This window comes from Pleomorphochaeta naphthae, from assembly GCF_055396005.1.
In genome coordinates, this window is the sequence record NZ_AP042457.1 from 3,047,471 (window position 1) to 3,072,675 (window position 25,205).

Below are 25,205 nucleotides of genomic sequence, written 5' to 3' on the forward strand. Positions count from 1 at the left end.
CTATAATAAGAGGGGCCATTGGCAATATTTTTTAGGGACGAAAAAAATGAGTAAAAAATTTTACATGGAGAGCTTAGGTTGCTCCAAAAACCAAGTAGATGCAGAAGTAATAATTAATCTGCTAAAAGAAAAAGGTTATGAAATATCTTCAGATCCTGCTGATAGTGATCTTATCTTTATAAATACATGTGGTTTTATCCAAAGTGCTAAAGAAGAAGCAATAGAAACATTATTTAATTTAAGAGAAATAGCTCCAAATGCCAAAATTATATTTGGTGGATGTTTAGCTCAAAGATATAGTGAAATATTAGAGTTGCCTGAAGCTGATGGAATCTTTGGGAATAGAGATTTAAAACAAATCAAAGATTTTGTTGAAAAAATAGAAGAGGAGGGGGAAGGAGAGCAAATTGTTTACTCTCCAGAATATCCTGATAACCCTATCGATGATTATTATTCAAGAAGTACAATTTTAAACTTCCCAGGAGCCGCTTATTTAAAATTAAGTGAAGGCTGTAATCACCGTTGTGCTTTTTGTGCAATACCTATCATAAGAGGCCCGCTTAGATCTAGAAGTAAGGTTCAGATAATAGATGAAGCAAAACAATTAGTTAAAAATGATATAAAAGAAATAAATATTATAGCCCAAGACTTAGCTGCTTTTGGAACAGATACAACTGGAAAATCACAATTATTGCCTTTATTAGAAGAAATCTGTGATATTGTAGGAGATTTTAAAGTTAGATTATTATACATTCATCCAGATGCATTCCCAAAAGAGTTAATTAATTTTGTTAAAACTCATGATAAAGTTCTTCCTTACTTTGATATACCTTTCCAACATGCTTCCACTCCTATATTAAGAAAAATGGGGAGAACTGGAACAAGTGAAAGCTATTATAATTTGATACAAGAAATAAGAGAAAGTTTACCAGATGCTGTAATTAGAACTACATTAATGTTAGGTTTTCCTGGAGAGACAAAAGAAGATGTTCAAGAATTATTAGATTTTGCCAAGAAATGTAGATTTGATTGGATGGGCTCCTTTATTTACAGCAGAGAGGAAGATACTAGAGCTTTTGATATGATAAGTGAAGAAGATCATAAAAAAGTGATTGTTAGAGCTAAAAAAGATCAAAAGCGATTAGAAAGAATACAAGAGAAAATAACAGCTGAAAATCTTCAAAAATTTGTAGGTAATGTTTATGATGCTATAATTGAAGAAAAAATTGAGGGTGAAGATTTAGCTATTGGAAGAATTTATTCACAAGCTCCTGAAGTTGATGGGGCAACAGTAATTATGGGGCGTAATTTAGAGCCTGGAAAAATTGTAAAAGTTGGAATAAGAAAAGTTAATGGAGTTGATTTAGATGCTATTTTGGTAGGAGATATAGATGGATAATTTACATTCTTGGATTGATAAGTTAAACAAAGAACAAAGAGAAGCAGTATTAGAAAATTCTAAACCTCTTTTAGTTCTAGCTGGTGCGGGAAGTGGAAAAACCCGTGTAATTACAACTAAAATAGCCTATTGCATTCAAGAATTGAATATTAATCCCTGGAATATCCTAGCTGTAACATTTACAAATAAAGCAGCTAAAGAAATGAAAGAGAGGGTAATTGAAATGTTACCCTCAGTTGATCCAACCTCTTTTAATATTAGAACCTTTCACTCCTTTGGAGTTTGGCTTTTAAGAAGATTTACTCAAGAAGCAAACTTAGCTCCTAGTTTTACAATATATGATGATAGTGATTCTCTATCTCTTTTAAAAAGTATTTTTCCTAGTATGCCTAAAAATGAACTAGTGAGCATAAGGAAGAAAATAAGTAGAGCAAAAGACATGGGTCTAAGCGTTGAAGATGATGTAAGTGCAATCTCTAGCGATCCATTTTTTAAAAGAGCCTTTGTTGAATATGAGAAGGCTCTTCGTAATGTTGGAAATGTAGATTTTGCAGATTTAATCTCTATTCCAAATAAACTATTAAATACTAACAGAGATGTATTAAATTTTGTTAGACGTAGATTTAAAGTAATTTTAGTTGATGAGTATCAAGATTCTAATATTGCTCAATTTAATTTATTACATTCCTTAGTTGATAAAGATACCTTTATTTGTGTTGTAGGTGATGATGACCAAAGTATTTATAGATTTAGAGGAGCTGAAGTTCAAAATATTTTATCATTCCCTCAAGTATTTGAAAATTCAAGGACTATAACATTAAATCAGAATTATAGATCAACCGCTTCAATTTTAGAGGTAGCCTCTAGTGTTATCTCCAAAAATAAAGCTCGTCATCAAAAGAGATTATTTACAGAAAATTTTCAAGGTGAAAAACCTGTTGTATATTATGTAAGTGATGAAGAAGATGAAGCTAGGAGTGTAATTAATTTAATAAAAAGGCGTAAGAATTATAATAATAGTGCAATTCTTTATAGAACAAATGCACAATCACAACCTTTTGAAACTTTACTAAATAGGTCGAATATTCCTTATAGAATTATTGGTGCTTTAAAGTTCTATGAAAGAGAAGAAGTTAAAGACGCCCTTGCTTTAATGCAATTATTTTTAAATTCTAAAGATATAGTTAATTTTAGAAGAATGATTAATAAACCAACTAGGGGAATTGGAAAATCGAGTGTTGAAAAAATAGAAGCCTTTTTAAGTGAAACAGATGGAGATGTCTTTGATGCAATAAATAAAGCTTGTGATAATAAAGTATTATCTGCTCGTTGTATAAATAGTGCTAAAACTTTTATTTCCATGATGGAGAAAGCTTTTAATATAATAGCAGATGGAGATTTATCACTAGGTGTAAAAACTTTGTTAGAAGATACTGGGTTAATAGCACATTATAAAAAACAAGATTTATCAAATAATACATTTAAAGTAGAAAACTTAAATACGCTTATAAATGCTTTAGAATCTTATCCTTCAAATATTGAAGGGTTACAACAGTTTTTAGAGGAAGCTTGTTTAGATAGAACTAAGCTGGGCTTAGAAGAAAAAGCTGACGAAGGTGTAGTTTTGATTACAATGCATAATACAAAGGGGCTAGAATTTGAAGATGTTTATGTAGTTGGTTTAGAAGAAGGCCTTTTCCCAAGCAGTATGAGTATCGAAGAAGATCCCAATGTTGAAGAGGAGAGAAGACTTTTTTATGTTTCAGCAACTAGAGCTAAAAATAGACTCTGTTTCTTTAGTGCATCTTCTAGAAGAATTTGGGGAAGAGTAGAATTTAACAGAACCCCATCTAGATTTTTAGACGAAATTGAACCTGGTTTAGTTGAAGAGAGTGGACAAAAACCTTTAAAATTTGAAGAGGATCTAGATATTTTTTCAAATAGTGCCCTATCTTTAAAAAGAAAACTAAATAAGAGTAGAACATCAACTTGGAATTCATATAAAACAGACACCTCTAATTTAATCCATCAAGGCTTTTCTCCAAATTCAAAGAAATTCAAATTTGAAAAAGAAGAAAAAAAAGATGAAATAGAAGAGTCTAAATTTAGTGTTGGAGATAGAGTTTACAACGAAGAAAAAGGAAGAGGTTGGGTTGTTAATTGCACAGTTAAAAATGGTCGTGAGCTAATTAATGTAAAATATGATAGTGGTAAAGAAGCTAAATATATAAGCAAGTATGCAAAACTAGAAAAGCTTTACGATGAACTGTAAAATTTTAATAAATAAATATATAAAAGAAAAATGAGCTAATTTTTTATATAAACAATAAATAGCAGAAAAAAAGCCGATGAATACTAGACAAAAAGCCTTACTTTGTGCTAAATATTTAAAAGTTGCGTGTGGATAATTTCTACACAAATTTAAAATAAAGATTTTTGACATCATTAAGGTTAAGCGGCAGAATAGATAGGGTGAATAATATCTATTTTGTTAAAAAATCTTGAAACTAATAATTAGCTTTAAAAAAGGAGCTTCTCAACTCGTTTTTTAATTTTAATTGAGTTGATTGATTTTTTCATTTTTTATTCTAAAATATAAAAGCTATTTAGCAATAGTGGAGAAGTAGGATTCTCAAATCCCTCATACCCGACCTTTCCTAAGGGATTAAAGCTATTGAAGTAAAGGTTTTAAATTATTTTAGACAATAAAAAATAAAAGCTTAAGAAAAATGTCAATTAAAAAATTGGTATTATTACCGATGAATAATTAATAAGGGATAAGTTCTCTTAATATAATAGGGTATTGAAACATGAAAACTATTTTTGTAAAGCCACAAACAATGGAGAAAAAATGGTACGTAATAGATGCAACTGGTAAAGATTTAGGCCACGTTGCTGTTGCTGCTGCACGTATTCTTCGTGGAAAAAACAAACCTGAGTACGTACCTCACCAAGATATGGGTGATTACGTTATCATCATTAATGCTGCAAAAGTTACAATGTCTGGTAAGAAATTTAATGATAAAATGTATTACAGACACTCAAACTTCCCTGGAGGTTTTAGAGCAACTAATTATGCAGATATGATACAAAGAAAGCCTGAATTCCCAATGGAACACGCTGTTAAAGGTATGCTTCCAAAAGGTCCTTTAGGACGCAGTCTTTTCACTAACATGAAAGTATATGCTGGTGCAGAACATCCACATATGGCTCAAAACCCAATTGCGGTTGAAGTATAAGGGAGCGTAGAATGGCTAAAAAAGATGCAAAAACTAATGTAAATCTTGGTACAGGTGTAGGTAGAAGAAAGACTTCTGTTGCACGTGTTTACTTAAGAGAAGGTAAAGGCGCAATTAAAGTTAATGGAAAAGATGTTGAGGCATACTTTGCAAATCCATTACTAGTATCCATATTAAAACAACCTTTAGAAGCAACAGAATCATCTGATAAATTTGATATTATAATCAACTGTACAGGTGGTGGTATTTCAGGTCAAGCTGGTGCATGTCGTCACGGAATTGCTCGTGCTTTATGTGACAATGACGAAGCTTACCGCAGTGCTTTACATTCTAAGGGCTATATGACTCGTGATGCACGTATGGTCGAAAGAAAGAAATTCGGTCAAAGAGGTGCACGTCGTAAATTCCAATTCAGCAAACGTTAAGTTTGTATTATGGTCATTGCGACAATCAAGAGGAGAGGTTTTCCAGAAGGCATCAATGTGCTTTCAGGAGAGGGCTCTCCCTTTTTTATACCAAAATCCTTGCTTTTAGAATTTTCTCTCCCTTTTTATGAAGATGGACAGGAAGTTTATGAGGATGAATTAGCTGAGCTTAGAAAAGTTAATGAGTGTTATCTTTGTAGAAAAAAAGGGTTAGATTTATTAGCTAGAAGAGAGCATTCTCGATTTGAATTATTAGTAAAACTTAAGCAAAGAAAATTCTCTCCATTTGCTATTAATAATACACTTGAATATTTGGTGAGTAAAAATTACCTTAGTGATACTCGGTTTTGTGAATCCTTTATTAGTTCTAGATTAAAGAAAGGTGAAGGAAAATTTTTAATTCTTCAACGATTACAACAAAAAGGGATTTCAATTAATTTTTCAAAAAAAATATTTGAAGATATAGTAACACAAGAGGATGAGATTTTATCTTGCTTAAAGGCATATGAGAAAATACGAGCTAAAACAGTAGAAAAGGAAATAATTCAATTAAAATTGCAGAAAAAAGGTTTTTCTTCTTCTATAATTAAAGAAGTATTTGAAGAAAAATTTATATAAGAAAACGCTTATCAAAATAATAAATTGATGGCTTTTTTTCATATTATAAAGTAATATAGGTGCACTATGATTGATGATTTAATGATAAATATTATAAGTAAGATTCCATTAGGCATACCAGGTATGTTAATTCTAATTGGAATTATAGTAGTCTGTTTAGCGGCTTTAGGTAAAGGTGCTGATTTACTTGTAGATGAAGCTGTTACCTTATCTTATAAATGGGGCGTTCCTAAAATGTTAATAGGAGCTACTATAGTAAGCTTAGGAACTACATTGCCAGAAGTTACAGTATCTGTAGTTTCTGCTTTACAAGGATTTCCTGATTTGGCTATGGGAAATGCAGTTGGGTCTATTATATGTGATACTGGGTTGATATTAGGTGTTGCTGCCTTAATAAATCCACTTCCATTTAAAAAAGAAGTAGTTAATCGCCAAAGTTGGATACAGTTTGCAGCTGGACTTTTATTGGTATTAACTGCCTTTGTATTTGGTAAAGGGTTTTCAGCTTTCTCGACAGGAGGCCGTATACCTCAATTTATGGGTTGGTTATTTTTAGTTATTTTAGTTGTCTATATCTATAATACAATTAGACAAGCCAAAAAAGGAGAGCTTGACGAACATAGTGAAGATTTAGATATTGATGAATCTTCCACTGCTGTCATTATGTTAAAATTATTTTTTGGTATTGCTTTGGTAATACTTTCTTCGAAAGTGTTGATTCCAACTGTTCAAGAAACTGCCTTTCGGCTACATATTCCTGAAACTATCATTGCAGCAACTTTAGTTGCTTTTGGAACAAGCTTACCTGAGCTAATTACAGCCGTAACAGCTACAAGAAAGGGCTATGGTGATTTAGCAATTGGAAATGTATTAGGAGCAGATATTTTAAATGTATTGTTCGTAGTAGGTGCTGCAGCATCAGTTACAAAAGGTGGTTTAATAGTAGATGTACATTTCTTTAAGCTATTATTCCCTGCAATGTTATTTGTATTAATAGTATGTAAATTAGCAATACAATTTTCAAAAGAAAGATTAAATAGATTAGTGGGGGCTATTTTATTAGCTGCATACCTTCTAGTTACAATTTTGAGTTATTCAATATCTATTTAATAAAATTAAAATTTAAGTTATAAAAAAATCCTCCAAAAATTTGGAGGATTTTCTTTAGTCTAAGCTTAACTTATATAACTTTGAAAGCTTTGCGACCAGCATATTTAGCTGTATCACCTAAGTAATCTTCAGTTCTCATTAATTGGTTATATTTAGCTAATCTATCAGAACGGCTCATTGAACCAGTTTTGATTTGTCCAGTTTCTAATGCAACTACTAAGTCAGCAATGAAGCTGTCTTCAGTTTCACCAGATCTGTGAGAAACGATAGCTGTGTAACCATTACGTTTTGCTAAGTCGATAGCTTCGAATGTTTCAGTTAAAGTACCAATTTGGTTAACTTTGATAAGAATTGAGTTAGCTACACCTTTATCAAGACCCATTTGAAGTCTTTCTGTGTTAGTTACAAATAAATCATCACCAACTAATTGAACTCTATCACCGATTCTGTCTGTTAAAGTTTTCCAACCTTCCCAGTCATCTTCGTCCATACCATCTTCAATAGAAATAATTGGATAACGGTTTACCCAGTCTTCCCACATATCAACCATTTGTTCACTAGTTAATTTTTCACCAGTTGACCATTTTAGTTCATATAATTTAGTTTCTTTATTATATAATTCAGAAGCAGCAGGATCTAGAGCAATCATGAAATCACCATCACGACCAGTTGTATAACCAGCAGCTTTGATAGCTTCCATTATAACTTCTAGAGCTTCTTCGTTTGATTTCAAATCTGGGGCAAAACCACCTTCATCACCAACACTAGTGTTATAACCACGGCTCTTTAGAACATTTTTTAAGTTATGGAATACTTCTGCTACCATACGAACAGCGCTTCTAATAGAATCAGCACCGATTGGCATTACCATGAATTCTTGGAAGTCAACTTTATTATCACTATGAGCACCACCGTTTAGAATGTTTGCCATTGGAACAGGAAGTGTACATGCATGATAAGCACCTAAGTATGCAAATAAAGGTCTATCTAAGTAATCAGCTGCTGCACGAGCTACAGCCATTGAAACACCTAGGATAGCATTTGCGCCTAATTTAGCTTTGTTTGGTGTACCATCTAGAGCAATCATTGCTTGGTCGATAGCAACTTGATTAAGTGCATCCATACCTTCGATTTCTGGAGCAATAATGTTGTTAACATTATCTACAGCTTTTAAAACACCTTTACCTAAGAAACGGCTTTTATCGCCATCACGTAGTTCAACAGCTTCGTGAACACCTGTAGAAGCACCTGAAGGTACTGCTGCACGACCCATGAAACCACTTTCTAAAATAACATCAACCTCTACTGTAGGGTTGCCGCGTGAGTCAAGGATTTCCCTTGCTTCAATTGATTCAATAATACTCATGATTTTACTCCTGATATTTTTTTATATCGTGTTTAAAATATCTTAATTTTTTGACTAATTGTCAAGGTAATATCTATTATCCTCTAATAAGAAAAAATAAAAAAGGGATAAACTGATAAAAAAATATCTTTTTTTCATTTATAGTTAAAAAAACTTCTCAAATATTTAATTCTAACGTATGATAACTAAAGGAGTAACAAATGGACAAAGAAAAATATATCCTTCCACCATTAACTTCTTATTTATTAAAAAATATTGTTTTTTCAATGGAAAACCAAGAATCTCTAGGTTTTTTAGATTTAATAAGCGGTGAAGTTGTAGAGGTTTCTGATATTAAAGAATCAGTAGTTGTTAGAGAGAGTCAAAGTTCGAAAAAATTGATATCTGTTTCAATATCTAAAAATAAAGATAGATTTTTAGCTTTACCCACTTGGGGCTCAATTGAAGGTTTTAAAATTAGAGAACAGTTTATTAAAAATGTAAAAAATCCAGTATATAAAAAGAAATTAGATCATGTTTTTCATACTGGAAGAGGTGTTTTTAAAAAATTTAAACAAGTGTTAAAAGAAAACCCTATAATAGAAAGACAGTGGAGAGAATTTAAAGCCGATTATATGAAAGCTATAGTTGTTAATTGGTATAAAGAATGTGAAGGCTATATAAATTTAATAGGTTTAGATGAAGAGATAGAAGAATTACCTAATGATTTATTAATCAGTGACTTTGTATTTTCAGTAGAGGTAAATTATAAAGATATAGTTGTTATTAATAAATTAAAAAATGATTTTATTAATGAATTAAATGATGAAGAAAGATTATTAATTAAAAGACGTCAAACTATATTAAAAAAACCAAGGTATATAGTTGCTTATAATTTGGAAAATGAAATTGTAGGCTATATTGAATGGGAAGATATTGGCAACAGCTATGCAGAAGTTACTTCATATGGCGTTGTCAGACAATATAGAGGGCTTGGAATCTATTCAATTTTATTTGATAAATTAATGCGCCAAACATGTCGGGAGAAGTTCGTCAAACTTCTTCATATAAATGTAGAAAACCTAAGCATTTTATGTAGAAATGTGAAGAAAAATGAAATTTCTTGTAACCTCCTTTATTCTACAATTGATATAATTTCATGGAACGAGAAAAGGGATTCTAGTGAATTAATGGATGTTTAAATGGGTTTTTAATAGAATATTTCGAGTAAAAATCGTTTAAAACCATTAAAAAACAATAAATATTGATAAAAATTATGTATTTTTATTTAGATTTCCTTTTCTCATAGGTTCTCAACAAAAATAAACTACTAGTATATAATTCACTACTTTAAGTGTATTAAATCGCTAGTGTTTTTTTAGTGGAGTTGTGTGAAGATATATGTATTTAGGTGTGTTTGGGGTGTATTTTTTTCTTGACATATATAAATACCCTTGTTACAATCCTAGGTATATATATGGAAATTAAGGGATTAAGTGCGGTTTTTTACCGTGCTCCCGAAACTATTTGGAGGAAGTATGAAGAAGGTTTCTGCTTTATTATTAACAGGTATTATAGGAACAAGTATGTTGTTTGCAGATTTCACTGGAACAGCAACATTAACAAACACTCTAGTTGATTTAGATAGCCATGAATTTGGATTTACAAATGCAACAGAGTTTGATGCAGAAGTTGAACTATATGCAACAACAATGGAAGCTATGGGTGAAGGTGATATTTATGCTGAAATTGGTGCTACATTAACTTTAACAACTAATGCTATTGACGAATTAACAGACTCATCTGATGACGTCGTTGGTTATGATGAATCAGATAATGTTACAGTATTAGAGGATATGAAATTTACAGCTGATCCTTCATTTGACTATGCAAACATTGTTGGTAATGGTTGGAAATTAAGCATCTTAAGTGCAAGTGATCCAGTTGATTATGCTGCTGATACTATTGCTTTAGATGGTGATGATGAAGCTTATAACTATAGCGTTGTTGGAACAACTTTTGCAGGTACTGCATTAACATTAGATGATTTAGGTACAGTTTCTGTTGGTTATACAGGTGATTTTGACGCAATTAAAGATACTCAAGGTTATTTTGCATTCGAAACTACTGAAATGGAAGTTTCTGAAGGTATGACAGCACAAGTTGGTGCTTCAATTGCTGTTGATAGAAATATGACAAATAAAGTTGAAGCTGCTGGTTCTGCAATGTTAGCTTATGCTTCTGATGATTATTCAGCAAGTGTTGCTTTAGATGCTGCTTATGATGCAAACGGATTTGGCATGGATGCTGTATTAAATTCAACAATGAAATTTGTAACATTAGATGCTTATTATGGTTCATCTAATGAAAATGATGATTTCAACGATGATCCTGATGACCTTGCTGATATCTCTACTTCAGATGACATGTTAAATGTTAAAGCTGTTGTTGATTTAGCTGATTTAGATGTTCCTGCTTCATTAACATTAACAGGTTTAGACTTAATCAATATTCAAGACTTAGATGGTAAAGTTTCTTATTCAGTAACTGATGAATTAACTCCATATGTAAGTGGTGGTTATGTATTAGATAGTAAAGTTTGGACTGTAGGTGCTGGTGTTGAATATGCTGTTGATGCTTATACTGCATGTGCTGATGTTAGCTATACAAAAGGTAACATTTTAGCAGCTAGTGCTTCTATTGAAAGTACAACTCTAGTAGATGGTGCTACATTAACATTATCTTGGGATGACGCTGATGACCTATTAGATAACGCTGGTGTTGCAACAGATCCTAATTATGGTTCAGTATCAGTTGCTTGTGAAATTGCATTCTAGTTTGAAATTGTAATTCTATTACATATAAAAAAGGCTGTTCGAAAGAGCAGCCTTTTATATTGTTAAAAAAATACACTCTTAATTAGTTTTTGTAATAAAGAGTGTATTTTATCTTTAAACTTATTTTTATAATAAATCGATTTTACTAAAATCTATACTTCCATCTTCTAATATTAATTCATCTTTTGCATGTACTTTTTCAACTTTTACAATAAACATTTCATGTGATCCAGTCATTATAGAATCAACAATAGTTCCTTCAATGTTTACAGGGCAATCGCTTAGCATAGGGCAGTCAATTAAAGTAGCAGGTTCTGTTTTGATGTTTTTAAGTTTATCCTCATCTCTACCACTTACAGTTCCGAGATATTTAAACTCTTTAGCAAAACTTTTATCTACAATATTTACTACCATGACACCACTTTCTTTAATTAGATTATAAGAAAATCTACTTGGTACAATACCAACCATTAACATTGGTGGGTCAAAACTACAGTTTCCAGCATATGCAACAGCTAGTGCATTTTCTCTTCCATCTTTACCTTTGCAAGATACTAATATATTTGGTCTTGGTGCCAAACTATTTTTTTTCATTGCTTCTTTTTTCATTGTTTCACCTCAATGATTAATTGTAATAACCTTTAAAATTCTATTCAATATTTTAAATATCTAAAAGGCTAAGAAATTCAATTTTTTTTGTCATAAGTCGAATATTATTATACTAAATACTTTATGTTAGTTTTGTATTATACTCAATAATATAAAAATATTTAAAATTAATGGTTAATTATCTTGCTACAGATTAAGCAAAACAGTAAATTAGTCTCAAGGAGAATATTGATGCGAATTACAATAAGTGAAGACAAGAGAGATTTAGGTGTTCAAGCCGCAAAATTAGGTGCTTCCAAAATTATTGAAGCAATTGATAGTAAAGGTACTGCCACTATTGTTTTAGAGTCAGGGGCAAGTCAAATTGAAACTCTAAAAAATTTAGCCCAATATGATATTCCTTGGAATAAAGTTCGTGTGCTTCAATTTGATGAATTTATTGGGATTGAGCCTAATTCACCAAAAAGTAATACATATTTTTTACAAACTAGTTTTTTAAATCTTTTAGGTGAAACAAAAGTTAAATGTTTTCATCCTTTAGGAACTACTGAAAATGCGGTTCAAGAAGCTAATGATATTGCTCAAGATTTAGATATTGATGTTGCTTTTTCTTGTATAGGTGAGAATGGCCATTTAGGATATAATGATCCACCAGCTAATTTTGAAACTAGAGATGCTTATATAGCTGTTGATTTAGACTTAAGAAGTAGAAAGCAATTAGTTGGAGAAAAATGGTTTAAAAGTTTAGATGATGTTCCAACTAGAGCTATCACTTTATCAATTAGAAAACTATTAAGCTCTAAAACAATTATAGTTTCATGTCCCGACCAAAGAAAAGCTAGAGGTGTCGCAACTTGTTTATATGGACAAATTAATCCATTACAACCTTGTACAGCTTTAAGAAGAAAATCAGAATGTAATCTATTTTTAGATAAACCATCTTCAATGTTGATTTTAAGTGACAATCGACCTAAAAACCATTAAATAAAGAGAAATAAATGAAAAAAAAAGTCCGTGATTATTTCCAAATAATAATTGGAACAATGATAGCTGGTTTTGGAATTGCTTGTTTTATAACACCAGCTAAAATGGCTGCCGGTGGTGTAGGTGGTATATCTACAATATTATATTACCTCATTGGATTAGATACTGGTATTGGGATGTTACTAATATCTTTACCTTTATTTTTGATTGGAATGAAGATTTTCGGCCCAATTTATGGAATAAAAAGTTTTATTGGAATGACATTTTTATCTTTGTTTGTAACTCTATTTGGTCAATTAACTGATTATCAGGGACTTTTAGAATATACTGACAAAGTAGATGTTTTATTATCTGCAATATTTGGTGGAGTTTTATTAGGTAGTGGTATTGGCTTTGTTATGAGAGCTGGATCAAATACTGGTGGAACCGATATTGTTGGTCAAATTTTACATTTAGTTCTCCCTTTTAATGTAGGTACATGTATTTTTATAAGTGATGCATTAGTTGTTATTGTTGGAGGCATTGTATTTGGACTTGAAAAAGCTCTTTTTGCTATTTGCGCCCTTTATGTTTCAGGTCAAATGATTAACTTTGTCGTCATGAGTTTAGGAACTAAATATGCGAAAACAGCTTATATAGTAAGCGATAAGTGTGAAAGTATATCATATAGACTTATTCATGAACTTAACCGTGGTGGCACGATTTTGCAAGGACAGGGGATATATACAAAGCAAATGAGATCTACCTTAATGGCTGTTGTACCAAATCACTTAATTAATCCACTTACTCAAATAGTACATGAAGAAGATGAAAAAGCTTTTATGTTTGTTCATGAAACCTATCAAGTTCTTGGTTATGGATTTGTACCCATAAGTAAAGTTCTTGAATCTAATAAAAGTACACCTAAGCCAAAGAAAAAGAAACCTTCAATAAAAGATTCAAACTCTACGAAATCTAAGGATGGCATTCAAGTAGTTAAATAAAAAAATCCCTTAAATCTGAGTATTGATTTAAGGGAAATAATTAAAAAAATAAAAAGGAGGTTATTTTAATTCGTTGTTTTCTCTTTGATAGAGGACATGAATTTTTCATATCCACCTCTCAAATCAGTGCTAGGTTCGTAATCTACAAGAGGATATTGATCAATCACAAAATCTATGTCTTTGTCGCCTCTACCAGAAAGATTTACTAATAAATTTACATCTTTGTCAAGTTCTTTTGCTCTCTTAATCGCATATGCAACAGCATGACTTGATTCAAGAGCTGGAATTATACCTTCCATTCTAGATAAACCATAGAAAGCTTCTATTGCTTCTCTATCAGTTGCATAGTGGTATTCAACTCTCTTAATATCTTTAAGATAGCAGTGTTGAGGACCAACACCAGGATAATCTAGGCCACTAGCGATTGAATATACAGGTAAAGGTTCACCTTTTTCATCTTGGAGTAAATAACATTTAAATCCATGAATCATTCCTTTACTACCTTTAGTAATAGTTGCAGCATGATCAGGAGTATCGATTCCTTTACCAGCAGGTTCAACTCCATGAATTTTAACATCTTTATCTTCTAAGAATCCACTAAAAATACCAGCAGCATTTGAACCACCACCTACACAAGCAATAACTTCGTCAGGTAAGCGTCCAGTTAATTCTAGCATTTGAGATCTTGCTTCTCTTCCAACAACTGATTGGAAATCTCTAACCATCATAGGGAAGGGATGAGGACCAACAACAGATCCTATACAATATAGTTGGTTAACTGGATCTTGAAGATAAGCTTCAAAACAAGCATCAACTGCATCTTTTAAGGTTTTTGTACCTCTTGTTACAGTAACCACTTTAGCACCTAATATATTCATTCTTGTAACATTGGGAGCTTCTTTTTTTACATCAATTTCACCCATATAAATATCACATTCTAGACCTAATAGAGCAGCTGCTGTAGCTAGAGCAACACCGTGTTGACCTGCACCAGTTTCTGCGATGATTTTTTTATATCCCATTCTTTTTGCAAGTAAAGCTTCACCAACACAGTGGTTAATTTTATGAGCACCAGTATGGTTTAAATCTTCTCTTTTGAGATAAATTTGAGCACCACCAACAGCTTCGCTTAGTCTTTTAGCATAATATACAGGAGATGGACGACCAACATAATGCTTTAATAAATATTCATATTCTTCTAAAAAAGAAGGATCAGCTATTGCTTTTTTATATTGAGCTGTAACGTTATCCATGATTTTTTGTAAGTTTTCTGGAATGAAAGATCCTCCATATTCACCGAAAAAGCCATCGTCGTTAGGTAAGTTTTCTGTATTAATTCCTTTGGTAATAAAGTTTGTCATTAATTGGTCTCCTTATGTGTTTCTATATGTAGAAACTTTGTTGTTAAAAATATGTTACTGTAAGTAGAAACATAATGTCAAGTTATTTTTTTAAAAATTATTGATTTTGCTCTTTTTATTTGATCTTCGAGCAGGTCTACAAGAGGAGATGGTAGCTTCTCTATAGGAAACCAAGCAGATTCTAAGACCTCTTCTTTAAAGATATTAGTAGTATTTTTATCAACTTGTGATAAATAAGTGTTCCAAATAAATTTATTATCTCGAATTTTATCTAACAAAATTAATGGACCATCAATCTTTATACCAGTTTCTTCAAAGCATTCTCGTCTAGCAGTATTTTCAAAATTATTTTTATCAATTTCTTCCATTTTGCCACCAGGAATGCCCCAGTAGCCGATATTTGGAAAATATTTTCTTTTACCTAATAATACCTCAATATCATTATTATTTAGCCTATAAATTAATATAGCAGCACCTTTGCAATCTTTCATAATTTTATACCTTACGTGTTTTTTAATAAAAAAAGAGCATTTCTCTTTTCTTTTTGTCTACTTCAAATTATTATATAAATATGGAATTTGAAATATCGAAGATTTTACCTTTTTATAATAAATTAAGAACTAGTGATAAGCTAGCCTTAGAAAGGGTGACAAAGAGAAAAATAGAGAAAGGAGCACTCCTACCAAGGTGTGCTGGAGTTCTATGTGTGTTATCCGGACGACTTAGAGTATATATTGTAAATGAAAATGGGAAAGAAATAACCCTCTATAGATTATTTGAGGGTGAAGTGTGTGTGCTATCAGGAAGTTGTGGAATCAGAAATATTAGCTTTGAAGTTCATGTTAAAGCAGAAGTTGAAACTACATTATGTACTATTAGTAGTAGTCTTTACCATAGCTTAGAAGATAAGTATCCTGAGGTAACTTCTTTTACAAGCACAGTAATGGCAGCAAGATTATCAGATGTGATGTGGACACTTGAACAAGTGGCCTTTAGTAGCATGGATAAAAGAGTTGCATCATATTTAATAGAACAAAGAGCAATGACACAATGTGATGATCTTTCAATAACACATGATGAAATTGCTCGTGATTTAGGTACAGCTAGAGAGGTTGTCTCTAGAATGTTAAAATATTTTCAGAATGAGGGTTGGATTATTCAAGGCAGAGGAAAGGTCTCAATTAAAAATTACTCTGCCTTGTATGATATCTCTGCTTAGTTTATAAGCCTAACATTCTTCTTAGGCCAGGTTCTTGGTTTACACCAGCTACTTGGCTTTTAATCTTTCCATTTTCAAAAACAATTAGAGTTGGAATACTCATAACTCCAAATTGTTGTGCTAAAGCTGGTTGTTCGTCAACGTTTACTTTGCAAATTCTAGCTTGTTTATCAGTAATTGTATTTTCAAATTTTTCTAAGATAGATCCTTGCATTCTACAAGGTCCGCACCATGCTGCCCAAAAGTCTACTAATACTGGTACATCAGACTTTAATACATCTTCTTCAAAGGTTTCACTAGTAGTGTGTTTAATCATTTTTTTTCTCCTACATTATTTTATTTATTGCGAATATTATTTATTTCTTATTTACGTTTATAATATAGCAATAATCCGATTTCTTGTAGGTGATAAAGTCACCTAAATTGAGTTTTCTTAAATTAGTAAAAAATAAAGGCTTTTACAAACTCCTATATTTATTATACATTAAATTTATGAAATATAAACATTTATTATTTGATGCAGACAATACATTGTTCGATTTTTCTCAAGGGGAAAAGGAAACTTTTAAATTATTAGGTCGTAAATACGACTTTGAAGTAACAAAATCTCTTATGGAAGATTATCATAGAATAAACAAAGCTTGTTGGAAAGCCTATGAAGAAGGCTCTCTTTCACAAGATAAGCTTAGAATTATGAGATTTGAAAACTTTATTAAATATTTCCATTTAGATATTGATCCTATAGAAATGGAAAAAGATTTTACAATGATTTTATCAAATCAAACTCATTTGATTAAAGATACTCATCATGTTTTAGACACATTAAAAAGTAAAGGGTATCATATCCAAATGATAACAAATGGGTTAATAGAGTCCCAATATGGTAGACTTAAAGCAACCGATATAGAAAAATATTTCTCAAACATATTTATAAGTGGTGAAATGGGGTGTCAAAAACCTGATATTGAATATTTTGATATAGTTCTAGGTTCAATTGAAGCTAATAAAAAAGAATGTTTAGTTATTGGTGATAGATTAGAAAGTGACATTCTTGGAGCTATGAAGTCAAATATAGATTCTGTTTGGTTAAATCTCAAAGAAGATACTTTGCCAGAAGATTATAAACCAACGTATGTAATAAAACAGCTAGTGGATCTCTTGTCTATATTATAATAAAGTTAAACTGTTTCTTTTAATTTAGATCTTAACTCTTTTAGTTTGTCCTTATCTTCTAAACTGATCCTTCTGCTTTCTATTGCTTTTTGTATTGCTATTTTATTAACGTTTGGACTTATTTGATTATTAAAAATATAAGGATAAGTTTTATCTCTATTTTTAGCTAAAGCTGTAGCAAAAGCCCATCCTAATGCCATTATTACATAATATTCATCATTTTTTATGTTTGAATATATTAATAGAGTCTTATCTATATGTATATCATCGAGATAATTTTTCATTAAATTAATTACTGAAAATCTAATATCCCAAGGATTTTGTGATTTAGATTTTTCTACCAAATATGAATAAAATAGTTCATTTATTTTTTTTGAAGGTTTTATAGCAAGAGCAAGTAAATCATTTGTTGCCCAACTATTATTATATTTTAGAAGTTTATCTAGCAATTTAACCATAGTAGAGTATTCAATTTTGTTACATAAAAATGAGAAAGTAAAATAGGTTACAACCACCTCCTCATAATAAAGCTTATTCTTATATTTAAAAAAATCATAGATATGATCTATCCCATCTTCTTTTACAATTTGTTTTGCAATTTGCTTGAGTTGAGGAACTTTTAATCCCAATATTTCATATTCTTTATTAATTTTAAGTTTGTTTGAAAAAGCCTTATTTTTTTCATCCGTGTATCTAGATAAAATTTCTTTTAATAGGTTTTGTTTCATTTTTCTCACCTTAGATTTATTATTTTTTTGATGATGTTTTTGATATTATAAAGTGCTTTATCCAATTTAATAAAGAATAAAATGCTTAAAGCAAATTAAAATTTTTAGAGAAGGTTTTAAATGGATGTAACTTTTCAGTGATTTTATATAGATAAAATAATTTTAGAATAGGTAAGTAGTAAGATATAAAAAAATAATTGAAATTGTTTTTGACTTGTTAACTTAAATATGTAGGAGAAAAATTCTTGTTTTAATTATTTGCATAATAAAAATTTAAATAGTATAATACGTCAATATGTTAATTCATAGAATCTAGAAGTTCTACTTAAGGAAAACGAAGGTGAGTAATAATAATGATATTGATATGATGAAAACTTTGTGTACTAATTTTATTAGTACATGTTTCATTTTAAAAGATGTTTGTTGTAGTGAAAGATATTTATTTGAAAAGGCCTCACTATTTATTGAAGACGCAAATGTTTCTATTGTGGGTGGTTCTAAAATAATTAACTATTTATTAAATAATACTAATTATTATGGCTTTAAAATCAGTAGTATAGATATTAAAAAAATCACTGAAAAACAAGGGTTAGTATCAATTCTATTGCTTTTAAACCAAAATTATCAGATTCCAATAAATATTACTTGTACCTTAGTAGATGATAAATATTTAATTCAAAATATTTATATAGAAAAAAAGTCCTTAAAAAAATCTGATCTTCCGTCAAGTTATAGTAATGAAGAGTTAGCCCAATTTTTAGAAATAAATGATAAAGTTGAAGTTGAAAGAGAGAATTTAATTAATACTATTGATGGTGGATATTGTATTTTTAGAATTTTTGATTCAAAAATAAAACCTTTATCTTTTTCATATAAGTTGCCATCTTTTTTCGGTTTTTCAAGAGAAGAATATTCCAAAATTTTTTATAACAATCCTCTTAAATTGATTCCAGTGAGTAGAAGGCGATTAACTTTAAGAGAAATTCAAAAGGCTTTGGTTTCTGATAAACCATATTCTACAACATTAGAAATCCTCAATAAGAAAGAAGAAATTAATGCTGTGTTTTTAACTTTTAAGAAAGTTTTTGATTATCAAGGAAATCCTTTGCTAAATGTTTTAGTACAAGGTAATAACTCTGAGGTTAAACTTCATAAAGATATTTTAAATTATATAAGTGTTGGAATAATAGTATCTCAAGTTAGTACAGATAAGATTATATTTATCAATAACGCTGCAAATAGGATATTAAAAAACTGTTTAATGGATGAAAGTCCTATGGAAGATTTTTTTTCCATGACTAGAAATGCACAAGTAAAAGATTTAAATTCCAGCAGTGAAAATGATGAGAGAATTTGTGAAATTAAGTGTCCATTAGGATTGTATCTTGAAGTTAAAGAAAAAGAAATTGAATGGTTAGGAGAAAAGGTTCACATTAAAATTATTACTGATATTACAGCAAAAAAAATGATAGAAAAATCCGTTCTAGAAAACTCTAAGAAGTTGGATTTATCAATTCAAAGTTTAAATGCTATGTGTTGGACATACATAGTTGAAAATGATACTTTAGTTGTTGATAATATCTTTAAAAAGAATTTTGAATTTGAATCTAATTATATATCTAATTTTAGGAATGCTTTACCAAATTTATCTTTAATTCATCCAGCTGATATTCATTTTTTTAGTAATATTATTAAGGATTCAGTTAATGGAGAGCCTTCTCCAACTTTTTGTGCTAGGCTTAGATTAGTAAAAAATGGTGAATATAGATGGTGTAAATTCAATAATAATGTTATTACCCAAGGCAATGAATCTCTTAAAATTCTTATAACAATTCAAGATATATCTGAAGATTTAACTTCAATGAAGAAATATGTAAATATCTCTGAACAACTTGAATATAGTGCATCAGATAATTTAGCTTCTTATATAATAAATTTAACCCAAAATAGTTTAGAAAAGATAATATCATATAGAGGGTATGATTATACACAATTAAAGAGTGCTGAAGATATTTATAAATTCTCTAATTCTTTTGTTGTTGGTGACTATAATAAAGATAAGCATGTAAAATATCATGATGTAAATAGTTTATTACAAATGTATAAAAAGGGAGAAACTAATGCTTCTTATATAGTTAAGTATTCTTTTAATGATAAAGTTCTTTGGGTTAGAAAGACTGTATCTCTTTTAAAAAATCCAACTAATGGAAATATTATGGCCTTTCATGTTATGAAAGATGCAACTGATGAAATTCACCTTGAGCAAATATTAGATTACATTGTAAAAAAACATTTTGATTTCTTAGTTAGGATTAGCTTTGAGAGTAATACTTGCAATATGATTGTAAGTCCAAAATATGCTCCTATAAAAAATAAGCTTAGATATACTTTTACTTTAAAAGAGTTTCTAGATTTTATTTATAGTCATGGTGAATTATTAATCTCAAGTGCTGATGAATATATTGAAACTATCAAAGAAAAATTAAAAAAATCTGATTACTTTGAAGATTATGTAGATTATAAAGAAGGGAATAATAAATTTAGAAAAAAAATAAATTTATATAAAGTTCAAGATATAGATGAATCTATTATATTAGCTTGTTCAGATATCACAGCTTTGACTAAAGCTGATCAAAAAAGAACAGAGGCTCTCTCTCGTGCATTAGATTTAGCAAATCAAGCAAATAAGGCTAAAACTACTTTTCTATCTGCAATGAGTCATGATATTAGAACTCCAATTAATGCAATTATTGGGATGACAAATATAGCTTTAGATAATCTTAAAGATGAAATTCAAGTATCTCAAAGTTTTAGAATAATAAAAGATTCTTCTTTCCATTTATTGTCTTTGATAAACGAAATATTAGAAATGAGTGCTATTGAAAGTGGGAAACATACTATTAAAAATGAACCATTAAATATCACTAATTTGGTGACAAAAGTAGTAGAGAGAATAACACCTATTGCAAAATATAAAAATATTAAAATAGATTTTATTAATAAGATAGATAATCCAAATTGTTTGGGAGATTACTTAGCACTATCGAGAATTATTGAAAATATAAGTAATAATGCAATAAAATTTACTCCCACTAATGGTAAAGTTGTAATTAGCATAAGTGATACGAAATTAGATGTTTTTGATAATAATCTTCTTACTATTAAAATAAAGGATTCTGGTGTTGGGATTGATAAAGAAAATTTGCCAAAGATATTTGAAGCCTTCTATAGAACAGGAAATGCAGCTAAGGGTGGGGTTGAAGGAACTGGGCTAGGACTTTCTATCTCAAAAGGGTTAGTTGAGTCTATAGGTGGCTCTATATCTGTTGAGAGTGAGAAAAACGTGGGGACCACATTCACCATTGTTGTTCCAATTATTAGAATGAATGGAAATTTCAAAAATAATAGTGAGATAGAAACTAAACATTACTCAAGAGATTTATTGTTGAATAAAAATATTTTATTAGTTGAGGATCACCCTATAAATGCTTTAGTTGCTAAAAAGATGCTTGTAAGTGTTGGTGCTCAAGTTGTTTGTGCTAGAGATGGGGTAGAAGGTTTTAATATTTTTAAAAGATCAAGTTCTAATTATTATGATATTATTTTTATGGATATTCAAATGCCAAATATGGATGGTTATGAAGCATCTAAAAAAATAAGAGCTTTAGATAGATCGGATGCAAAAACAATTCCAATAATTGCTATGACAGCTAATGCTTTTGCAGAAGATGTTAGAAAATGTTTAAATTGTGGAATGAATGAACATATCGCAAAGCCTGTTGAATTAGATAATATTATTTCGAAGATTAAGAAATATATTAAGCTTTAATTAATTATTCTAAAATCTCATTATTAATATAATAACCCTTTTTAAAAAGTATAATTTCTCATTAAAAAGGGCTAATTATATTAATTTAGATATTTGATTTTAATTGTTGAATAATTGTTTTGAAGCGTATTTAGGTTCACTAGTTACATTAATTCCTAGTTTTCTTAGCCCAGCTTCATCTCCTCCTGTTGGGATATGGGTTAAGTGAGCATCAGTTCCTCTAAGCTTGCTTAGATACTTCATACCAACTTCAGCTGCTGGGTTGCTTGCCGCGGAAACTGCTAAAGCTATTAAGACTTCATCCACATCTAAACTAACTCTATTATCATTTAATAATTCTTGTTTCATTTTTTTTATCGACTCAACAATTGATTTAGGAATTAAATCAATTTCGTCAGGGATTTTAGCAAGAGTTTTTATAGCATTAAGAATTAGTGCCGATGTTGAGTGAAGAAGGGGGGAATTTAATCCAGTTACAATTTGAGATGGAGATAGTTCAAGTGCAGCAGCAGAGACTATTCCATTATTGCCTTTCTTTTTTTCTATCCCTTCTAATCTTTTTTCATTTGAAGCTATTACAACTTTTCTCTCTGATATTTTAATATTATTATCTTCCATTAATAATATTTCTTTATCCACAGCTTCTTGAGTCCCAAATCCCATGGCATATTCACAAGAGGTTCTATAATATCTTCTAATTATTTCTTGCTTAGATGCTTCTTGGCAGATATTATCATCTATAATTCCTTGAGATATTCTATTTACTCCCATGTCTGTCGGAGATTTGTAGAAAGACTTTTTATTTGTAATCTTCTCAATTATTCTTTTTAATAGAGGAAATGCATCTAAATCTCTGTTATAGTTAATTGCAGTTTCTCCATAAGATTCTAAATGAAAATGATCTATTCTATTAATATCTCCTAAATCAGCAGTAGCTGCCTCATAAGCTACATTAGTTAAATGTGTTAATGGTAGATCCCAAACTGGGAATGTTTCAAATTTGGCGTAACCTGACTCAACCCCATTTTTATAATCATGATATAATTGAGATAAACAAGTTGCTAATTTGCCACTACCAGGACCAGGACCTGTAACAATTACAATTTCTCTATCAGTATCTATATATGAGTTTGCCCCATATCCTTCTTCACTTACAATTAAATCAATGTCAGTAGGATATCCTTTTGTTTTTGCATGTGTGTATACAGATATCCCTCGTCTCTCTAATAGTTGTTTAAATTGTGTTGCTGAAGGTTGACCTTGATAGCGTGTAATAACAACAGCTTTTACCCTAAGTCCGTATTGAGTAAAATCATCTATCATTTTCAATGTATCAACATCATAGGTAATCCCAAAATCCCCGCGGATTTTTTTCCTTTCGATGTCTCCTGCATAGATGCAAACAATTACATCAATTTTGTCTTTTAATTTTTTGAAGACCTCTATTTTTACATTTGGATCAAATCCAGGGAGGACTCTCGACGCGTGATAGTCATAAAGTAATTTTCCTCCACATTCTAAATAGAGTTTCCCATGAAACTTTTCCATTCTCTCTAGAATAGCTTGTGTTTGCTTTTCTAGATACCTTTGATTATCAAATCCTTTTTTTATCATCATGGGTTTATATTGTAAGTAAAATAAGTAAGTTTGTAAATGTTTTGGGTTGTTTATTTATTTTTTGGGGAAATTGTCACCTAATTTTGACAAAATGAAGGCAACCCACTTGCTACCCAGATGGTGCTAAACGAGTTGCCAAAATTTCGATGCATAGGAACTGCTGATCTAGTAGCTACCTTTGTATACTTACTAGTCCTATATTTTCATCATTTCTATAGCGAGGGTAGGACTCGAACCTACGACCTACGGGTTATGAGCCCGTCGAGATACCGGCTTCTCCACCTCGCGCCGATTAACTATTGAGAAACTACCTTGTTTTAAAATAAATGTCAATACGTTTTTTAAAAATTTTTATTTTTATAATTATTAAATTTAATTTAAAATAAATTTGTAAAGGATAAATTGAGATAATGACCATATTATATATGATAAATTTGATTTATTCGGCTTTTTTATCATTTTAAATATATAATATAAATTTGTTGAATTTTTTTTTGTAATATCTTTTTTATTTAAATATAGAATTAATTTATGAATTAACATACTTTTTATACCAGAATTTTCTTTAAATAAGTTTAGTTGGGTCAAAATAACCATAAAATTAATTGAATATATGTGAGTGTGTCAAAATGAGTCAAATTCTATTACATTAAAGGTTTAAATATCATCTTTTTTTCTTTGAATTTAGCTATTTTAATAAAACACAAGTGTAATAGAATTATTAATTTCTTATCCTAACAGCAATTAATATTTTTACTTTGTTTTTTGGCATGTTAATTGCATATTAATAAATGAAGAACATAAATTGATACACGGAGGATCTAGAATGAGATTATATTTAAATAATAATAATTCAGTATTAAATGGAGCATGGACAAATTGGTCAAACTTACAAAGTAAATATCCACCTTTAAATATATTAGAGACAGAAGATAGTTATAAAGTTGAAGTTGAACTTCCTGGCTTTAAATTAGAAGACTTAAACTTAAAGTTAGATAAACACATATTAAGAATTTCTAGTAAATTAGAAAATAGTGAAGAAGATGGTAGACGTTATATTATTAAAGAGAGAGTCTGTAAAGAATTTGATAGAACTTTATCAATCGGCTCTGATATTGATGAAGATAAAATTAAAGCTTCTTTCCAAAATGGTATTTTAACAATAGATATGCCAAAGAAAGAAGAAGTAGTTCCAAAACAAATTAATGTAGCTATAAATGGCTAATTAATATTAAATATATATATAACTCCCCCTAAGGTTGTTGCAAAAGTCTATTTGGCTTAGCAACAACTTTTTTTATTTAAATAATAGTCTTGTTTTTTAAGAATTATAAAAACATGAAATCAATATAATTAAAGATAATACTTTGTTTTGTTTACTGATATAATTTAGAAATAAATAGAGGGTATTTATAGTGGAAAATATTGAAGATAAAATAAATAGGGAAAAATTAATAGTTAAAGAAATGATTAAAATTTACTGCAAAAAAGAACATAAGGGAATATCCTTATGTCCTTCTTGTACTTCTTTATTAAATTATTCTTTTTCTAAAATTGATAACTGTCCTAAAATGGAAACTAAAACATTTTGTAGTAAATGCTCAATTCACTGTTATTCTAAGACAAGAGCTGATGAAATAAGAAAGGTTATGAGAAGTGCTAGAACTAGAATGCTTTTAAAACACCCTATATTAGTGATAAAACATTTTGTTCTTAACTTAAAATAAGA

Annotated in this window: 22 protein-coding genes and 1 tRNA gene; 15 read left to right on the plus strand and 8 right to left on the minus strand. The window is 29.9% G+C overall.

The annotated features are described in order from the left end of the window. Nucleotides 1–46: 46 nt before the first annotated feature. The 6 genes from rimO to ACZ5SO_RS13900 all read left to right on the plus strand — a co-directional run bounded on the left by rimO (nt 47) and on the right by ACZ5SO_RS13900 (nt 6,791). Nucleotides 47–1,399: a 30S ribosomal protein S12 methylthiotransferase RimO gene (gene rimO, locus ACZ5SO_RS13875; protein WP_464625413.1), complete on the plus strand. Its 1,353-nt coding sequence runs from the start codon at nt 47–49 to the stop codon at nt 1,397–1,399. After that, a complete protein-coding gene (locus ACZ5SO_RS13880) occupies nt 1,392–3,671 on the plus strand; it encodes an ATP-dependent helicase (RefSeq protein ID WP_464625414.1) in 2,280 nt (759 codons plus the stop codon). Before rimO ends, ACZ5SO_RS13880 begins: the two co-directional genes overlap by 8 nt. 538 nt (nt 3,672–4,209) lie before the next feature. Continuing rightward, the gene (gene rplM, locus ACZ5SO_RS13885; RefSeq protein ID WP_464625415.1) at nt 4,210–4,638 is read left to right on the plus strand and encodes a 50S ribosomal protein L13; all 429 of its coding nucleotides are present in this window, start codon (nt 4,210–4,212) and stop codon (nt 4,636–4,638) included. Nucleotides 4,639–4,649: 11 nt separating this feature from the next. Then, nucleotides 4,650–5,063: a 30S ribosomal protein S9 gene (rpsI, locus tag ACZ5SO_RS13890; protein WP_464625416.1), complete on the plus strand. Its 414-nt coding sequence runs from the start codon at nt 4,650–4,652 to the stop codon at nt 5,061–5,063. Nucleotides 5,064–5,120: 57 nt separating this feature from the next. After that, the gene (locus tag ACZ5SO_RS13895; RefSeq protein WP_464625417.1) at nt 5,121–5,681 is read left to right on the plus strand and encodes a regulatory protein RecX; all 561 of its coding nucleotides are present in this window, start codon (nt 5,121–5,123) and stop codon (nt 5,679–5,681) included. A 66-nt stretch (nt 5,682–5,747) separates the two neighbouring features. After that, a complete protein-coding gene (locus ACZ5SO_RS13900) occupies nt 5,748–6,791 on the plus strand; it encodes a calcium/sodium antiporter (protein ID WP_464625418.1) in 1,044 nt (347 codons plus the stop codon). 70 nt (nt 6,792–6,861) lie between these two features. Here the strand turns inward: ACZ5SO_RS13900 and eno are convergent, their stop codons facing one another. Beyond that, entirely contained in the window at nt 6,862–8,157 is a 1,296-nt protein-coding gene (eno, locus tag ACZ5SO_RS13905) for a phosphopyruvate hydratase (RefSeq protein WP_464625419.1), read from the minus strand. Between the two features lie 200 nt (nt 8,158–8,357). Between eno and ACZ5SO_RS13910 the strand changes: the two genes are divergently transcribed. Further along, nucleotides 8,358–9,338: a GNAT family N-acetyltransferase gene (locus tag ACZ5SO_RS13910; RefSeq protein WP_464625420.1), complete on the plus strand. Its 981-nt coding sequence runs from the start codon at nt 8,358–8,360 to the stop codon at nt 9,336–9,338. A 336-nt stretch (nt 9,339–9,674) separates the two neighbouring features. Next, nucleotides 9,675–10,973, plus strand: coding sequence for a hypothetical protein (locus ACZ5SO_RS13915; protein WP_464625421.1), 1,299 nt, complete (start codon nt 9,675–9,677; stop codon nt 10,971–10,973). 126 nt (nt 10,974–11,099) lie between these two features. Here the strand turns inward: ACZ5SO_RS13915 and ACZ5SO_RS13920 are convergent, their stop codons facing one another. Next, nucleotides 11,100–11,582 (minus strand): flavin reductase family protein, encoded by a 483-nt coding sequence (locus ACZ5SO_RS13920; RefSeq protein WP_464625422.1) that lies wholly within the window; start codon nt 11,580–11,582, stop codon nt 11,100–11,102. Nucleotides 11,583–11,813: 231 nt separating this feature from the next. On the opposite strand from ACZ5SO_RS13920, the gene ACZ5SO_RS13925 reads away from it, so the two are divergent. Continuing rightward, nucleotides 11,814–12,566 (plus strand): 6-phosphogluconolactonase, encoded by a 753-nt coding sequence (locus ACZ5SO_RS13925; protein ID WP_464625423.1) that lies wholly within the window; start codon nt 11,814–11,816, stop codon nt 12,564–12,566. Nucleotides 12,567–12,580: 14 nt separating this feature from the next. Beyond that, nucleotides 12,581–13,549, plus strand: a complete 969-nt coding sequence (locus ACZ5SO_RS13930) for a YitT family protein (RefSeq protein ID WP_464625424.1) — start codon at nt 12,581–12,583, stop codon at nt 13,547–13,549. Between the two features lie 65 nt (nt 13,550–13,614). On the opposite strand, the gene trpB is transcribed toward ACZ5SO_RS13930, so the two are convergent. After that, a complete protein-coding gene (gene trpB, locus ACZ5SO_RS13935; protein WP_464625425.1) occupies nt 13,615–14,910 on the minus strand; it encodes a tryptophan synthase subunit beta in 1,296 nt (431 codons plus the stop codon). 77 nt (nt 14,911–14,987) lie between these two features. Next, nucleotides 14,988–15,401 carry an NUDIX hydrolase gene (locus ACZ5SO_RS13940; RefSeq protein WP_464625426.1) on the minus strand — a complete coding sequence of 138 codons (414 nt, stop codon included), beginning with the start codon at nt 15,399–15,401 and terminating at the stop codon, nt 14,988–14,990. An 80-nt stretch (nt 15,402–15,481) separates the two neighbouring features. On the opposite strand from ACZ5SO_RS13940, the gene ACZ5SO_RS13945 reads away from it, so the two are divergent. After that, nucleotides 15,482–16,129: a Crp/Fnr family transcriptional regulator gene (locus ACZ5SO_RS13945; RefSeq protein WP_464625427.1), complete on the plus strand. Its 648-nt coding sequence runs from the start codon at nt 15,482–15,484 to the stop codon at nt 16,127–16,129. Nucleotide 16,130: 1 nt separating this feature from the next. Here ACZ5SO_RS13945 and trxA read toward each other — a convergent pair whose 3' ends face one another. Next, the gene (gene trxA, locus ACZ5SO_RS13950; protein ID WP_464625428.1) at nt 16,131–16,445 is read right to left on the minus strand and encodes a thioredoxin; all 315 of its coding nucleotides are present in this window, start codon (nt 16,443–16,445) and stop codon (nt 16,131–16,133) included. Nucleotides 16,446–16,621: 176 nt separating this feature from the next. Between trxA and ACZ5SO_RS13955 the strand changes: the two genes are divergently transcribed. Next, nucleotides 16,622–17,302 (plus strand): YjjG family noncanonical pyrimidine nucleotidase, encoded by a 681-nt coding sequence (locus tag ACZ5SO_RS13955; RefSeq protein ID WP_464625429.1) that lies wholly within the window; start codon nt 16,622–16,624, stop codon nt 17,300–17,302. A 5-nt stretch (nt 17,303–17,307) separates the two neighbouring features. On the opposite strand, the gene ACZ5SO_RS13960 is transcribed toward ACZ5SO_RS13955, so the two are convergent. Further along, nucleotides 17,308–18,030, minus strand: coding sequence for a DNA alkylation repair protein (locus ACZ5SO_RS13960; RefSeq protein ID WP_464625430.1), 723 nt, complete (start codon nt 18,028–18,030; stop codon nt 17,308–17,310). 340 nt (nt 18,031–18,370) lie between these two features. On the opposite strand from ACZ5SO_RS13960, the gene ACZ5SO_RS13965 reads away from it, so the two are divergent. Further along, nucleotides 18,371–21,859 carry a PAS domain-containing hybrid sensor histidine kinase/response regulator gene (locus ACZ5SO_RS13965; RefSeq protein WP_464625431.1) on the plus strand — a complete coding sequence of 1,163 codons (3,489 nt, stop codon included), beginning with the start codon at nt 18,371–18,373 and terminating at the stop codon, nt 21,857–21,859. Nucleotides 21,860–21,958: 99 nt separating this feature from the next. Here ACZ5SO_RS13965 and ACZ5SO_RS13970 read toward each other — a convergent pair whose 3' ends face one another. Then, nucleotides 21,959–23,476: a DUF1846 domain-containing protein gene (locus ACZ5SO_RS13970; protein WP_464625432.1), complete on the minus strand. Its 1,518-nt coding sequence runs from the start codon at nt 23,474–23,476 to the stop codon at nt 21,959–21,961. Between the two features lie 215 nt (nt 23,477–23,691). Further along, nucleotides 23,692–23,764: transfer RNA gene (locus tag ACZ5SO_RS13975), tRNA-Met, on the minus strand. Between the two features lie 538 nt (nt 23,765–24,302). Between ACZ5SO_RS13975 and ACZ5SO_RS13980 the strand changes: the two genes are divergently transcribed. Both ACZ5SO_RS13980 and ACZ5SO_RS13985 read left to right on the plus strand, forming a co-directional pair. After that, on the plus strand, nt 24,303–24,701 hold the full coding sequence (locus tag ACZ5SO_RS13980; RefSeq protein WP_464625433.1) for an Hsp20/alpha crystallin family protein: 399 nt from the start codon (nt 24,303–24,305) through the stop codon (nt 24,699–24,701). 190 nt (nt 24,702–24,891) lie between these two features. Next, entirely contained in the window at nt 24,892–25,203 is a 312-nt protein-coding gene (locus ACZ5SO_RS13985; protein ID WP_464625434.1) for a nitrous oxide-stimulated promoter family protein, read from the plus strand. Nucleotides 25,204–25,205 lie beyond the last annotated feature (2 nt).

Excerpts from the sequence above, each read along its gene's own strand:
- ACZ5SO_RS13880 (WP_464625414.1), top strand. The coding sequence starts at position 1,392 with ATGGATAATTTACATTCTTGGATTGATAAGTTAAACAAAGAACAAAGA.
- ACZ5SO_RS13910 (WP_464625420.1), top strand. The coding sequence starts at position 8,358 with ATGGACAAAGAAAAATATATCCTTCCACCATTAACTTCTTATTTATTA.
- ACZ5SO_RS13970 (WP_464625432.1), bottom strand. The coding sequence starts at position 23,476 with ATGATGATAAAAAAAGGATTTGATAATCAAAGGTATCTAGAAAAGCAA.
- ACZ5SO_RS13955 (WP_464625429.1), top strand. The coding sequence starts at position 16,622 with ATGAAATATAAACATTTATTATTTGATGCAGACAATACATTGTTCGAT.
- ACZ5SO_RS13920 (WP_464625422.1), bottom strand. The coding sequence starts at position 11,582 with ATGAAAAAAGAAGCAATGAAAAAAAATAGTTTGGCACCAAGACCAAAT.
- ACZ5SO_RS13915 (WP_464625421.1), top strand. The coding sequence starts at position 9,675 with ATGAAGAAGGTTTCTGCTTTATTATTAACAGGTATTATAGGAACAAGT.
- trxA (WP_464625428.1), bottom strand. The coding sequence starts at position 16,445 with ATGATTAAACACACTACTAGTGAAACCTTTGAAGAAGATGTATTAAAG.
- ACZ5SO_RS13900 (WP_464625418.1), top strand. The coding sequence starts at position 5,748 with ATGATTGATGATTTAATGATAAATATTATAAGTAAGATTCCATTAGGC.
- rpsI (WP_464625416.1), top strand. The coding sequence starts at position 4,650 with ATGGCTAAAAAAGATGCAAAAACTAATGTAAATCTTGGTACAGGTGTA.
- ACZ5SO_RS13940 (WP_464625426.1), bottom strand. The coding sequence starts at position 15,401 with ATGAAAGATTGCAAAGGTGCTGCTATATTAATTTATAGGCTAAATAAT.
- eno (WP_464625419.1), bottom strand. The coding sequence starts at position 8,157 with ATGAGTATTATTGAATCAATTGAAGCAAGGGAAATCCTTGACTCACGC.
- rplM (WP_464625415.1), top strand. The coding sequence starts at position 4,210 with ATGAAAACTATTTTTGTAAAGCCACAAACAATGGAGAAAAAATGGTAC.
- ACZ5SO_RS13925 (WP_464625423.1), top strand. The coding sequence starts at position 11,814 with ATGCGAATTACAATAAGTGAAGACAAGAGAGATTTAGGTGTTCAAGCC.
- ACZ5SO_RS13960 (WP_464625430.1), bottom strand. The coding sequence starts at position 18,030 with ATGAAACAAAACCTATTAAAAGAAATTTTATCTAGATACACGGATGAA.
- ACZ5SO_RS13980 (WP_464625433.1), top strand. The coding sequence starts at position 24,303 with ATGAGATTATATTTAAATAATAATAATTCAGTATTAAATGGAGCATGG.
- trpB (WP_464625425.1), bottom strand. The coding sequence starts at position 14,910 with ATGACAAACTTTATTACCAAAGGAATTAATACAGAAAACTTACCTAAC.
- ACZ5SO_RS13945 (WP_464625427.1), top strand. The coding sequence starts at position 15,482 with ATGGAATTTGAAATATCGAAGATTTTACCTTTTTATAATAAATTAAGA.
- rimO (WP_464625413.1), top strand. The coding sequence starts at position 47 with ATGAGTAAAAAATTTTACATGGAGAGCTTAGGTTGCTCCAAAAACCAA.
- ACZ5SO_RS13930 (WP_464625424.1), top strand. The coding sequence starts at position 12,581 with ATGAAAAAAAAAGTCCGTGATTATTTCCAAATAATAATTGGAACAATG.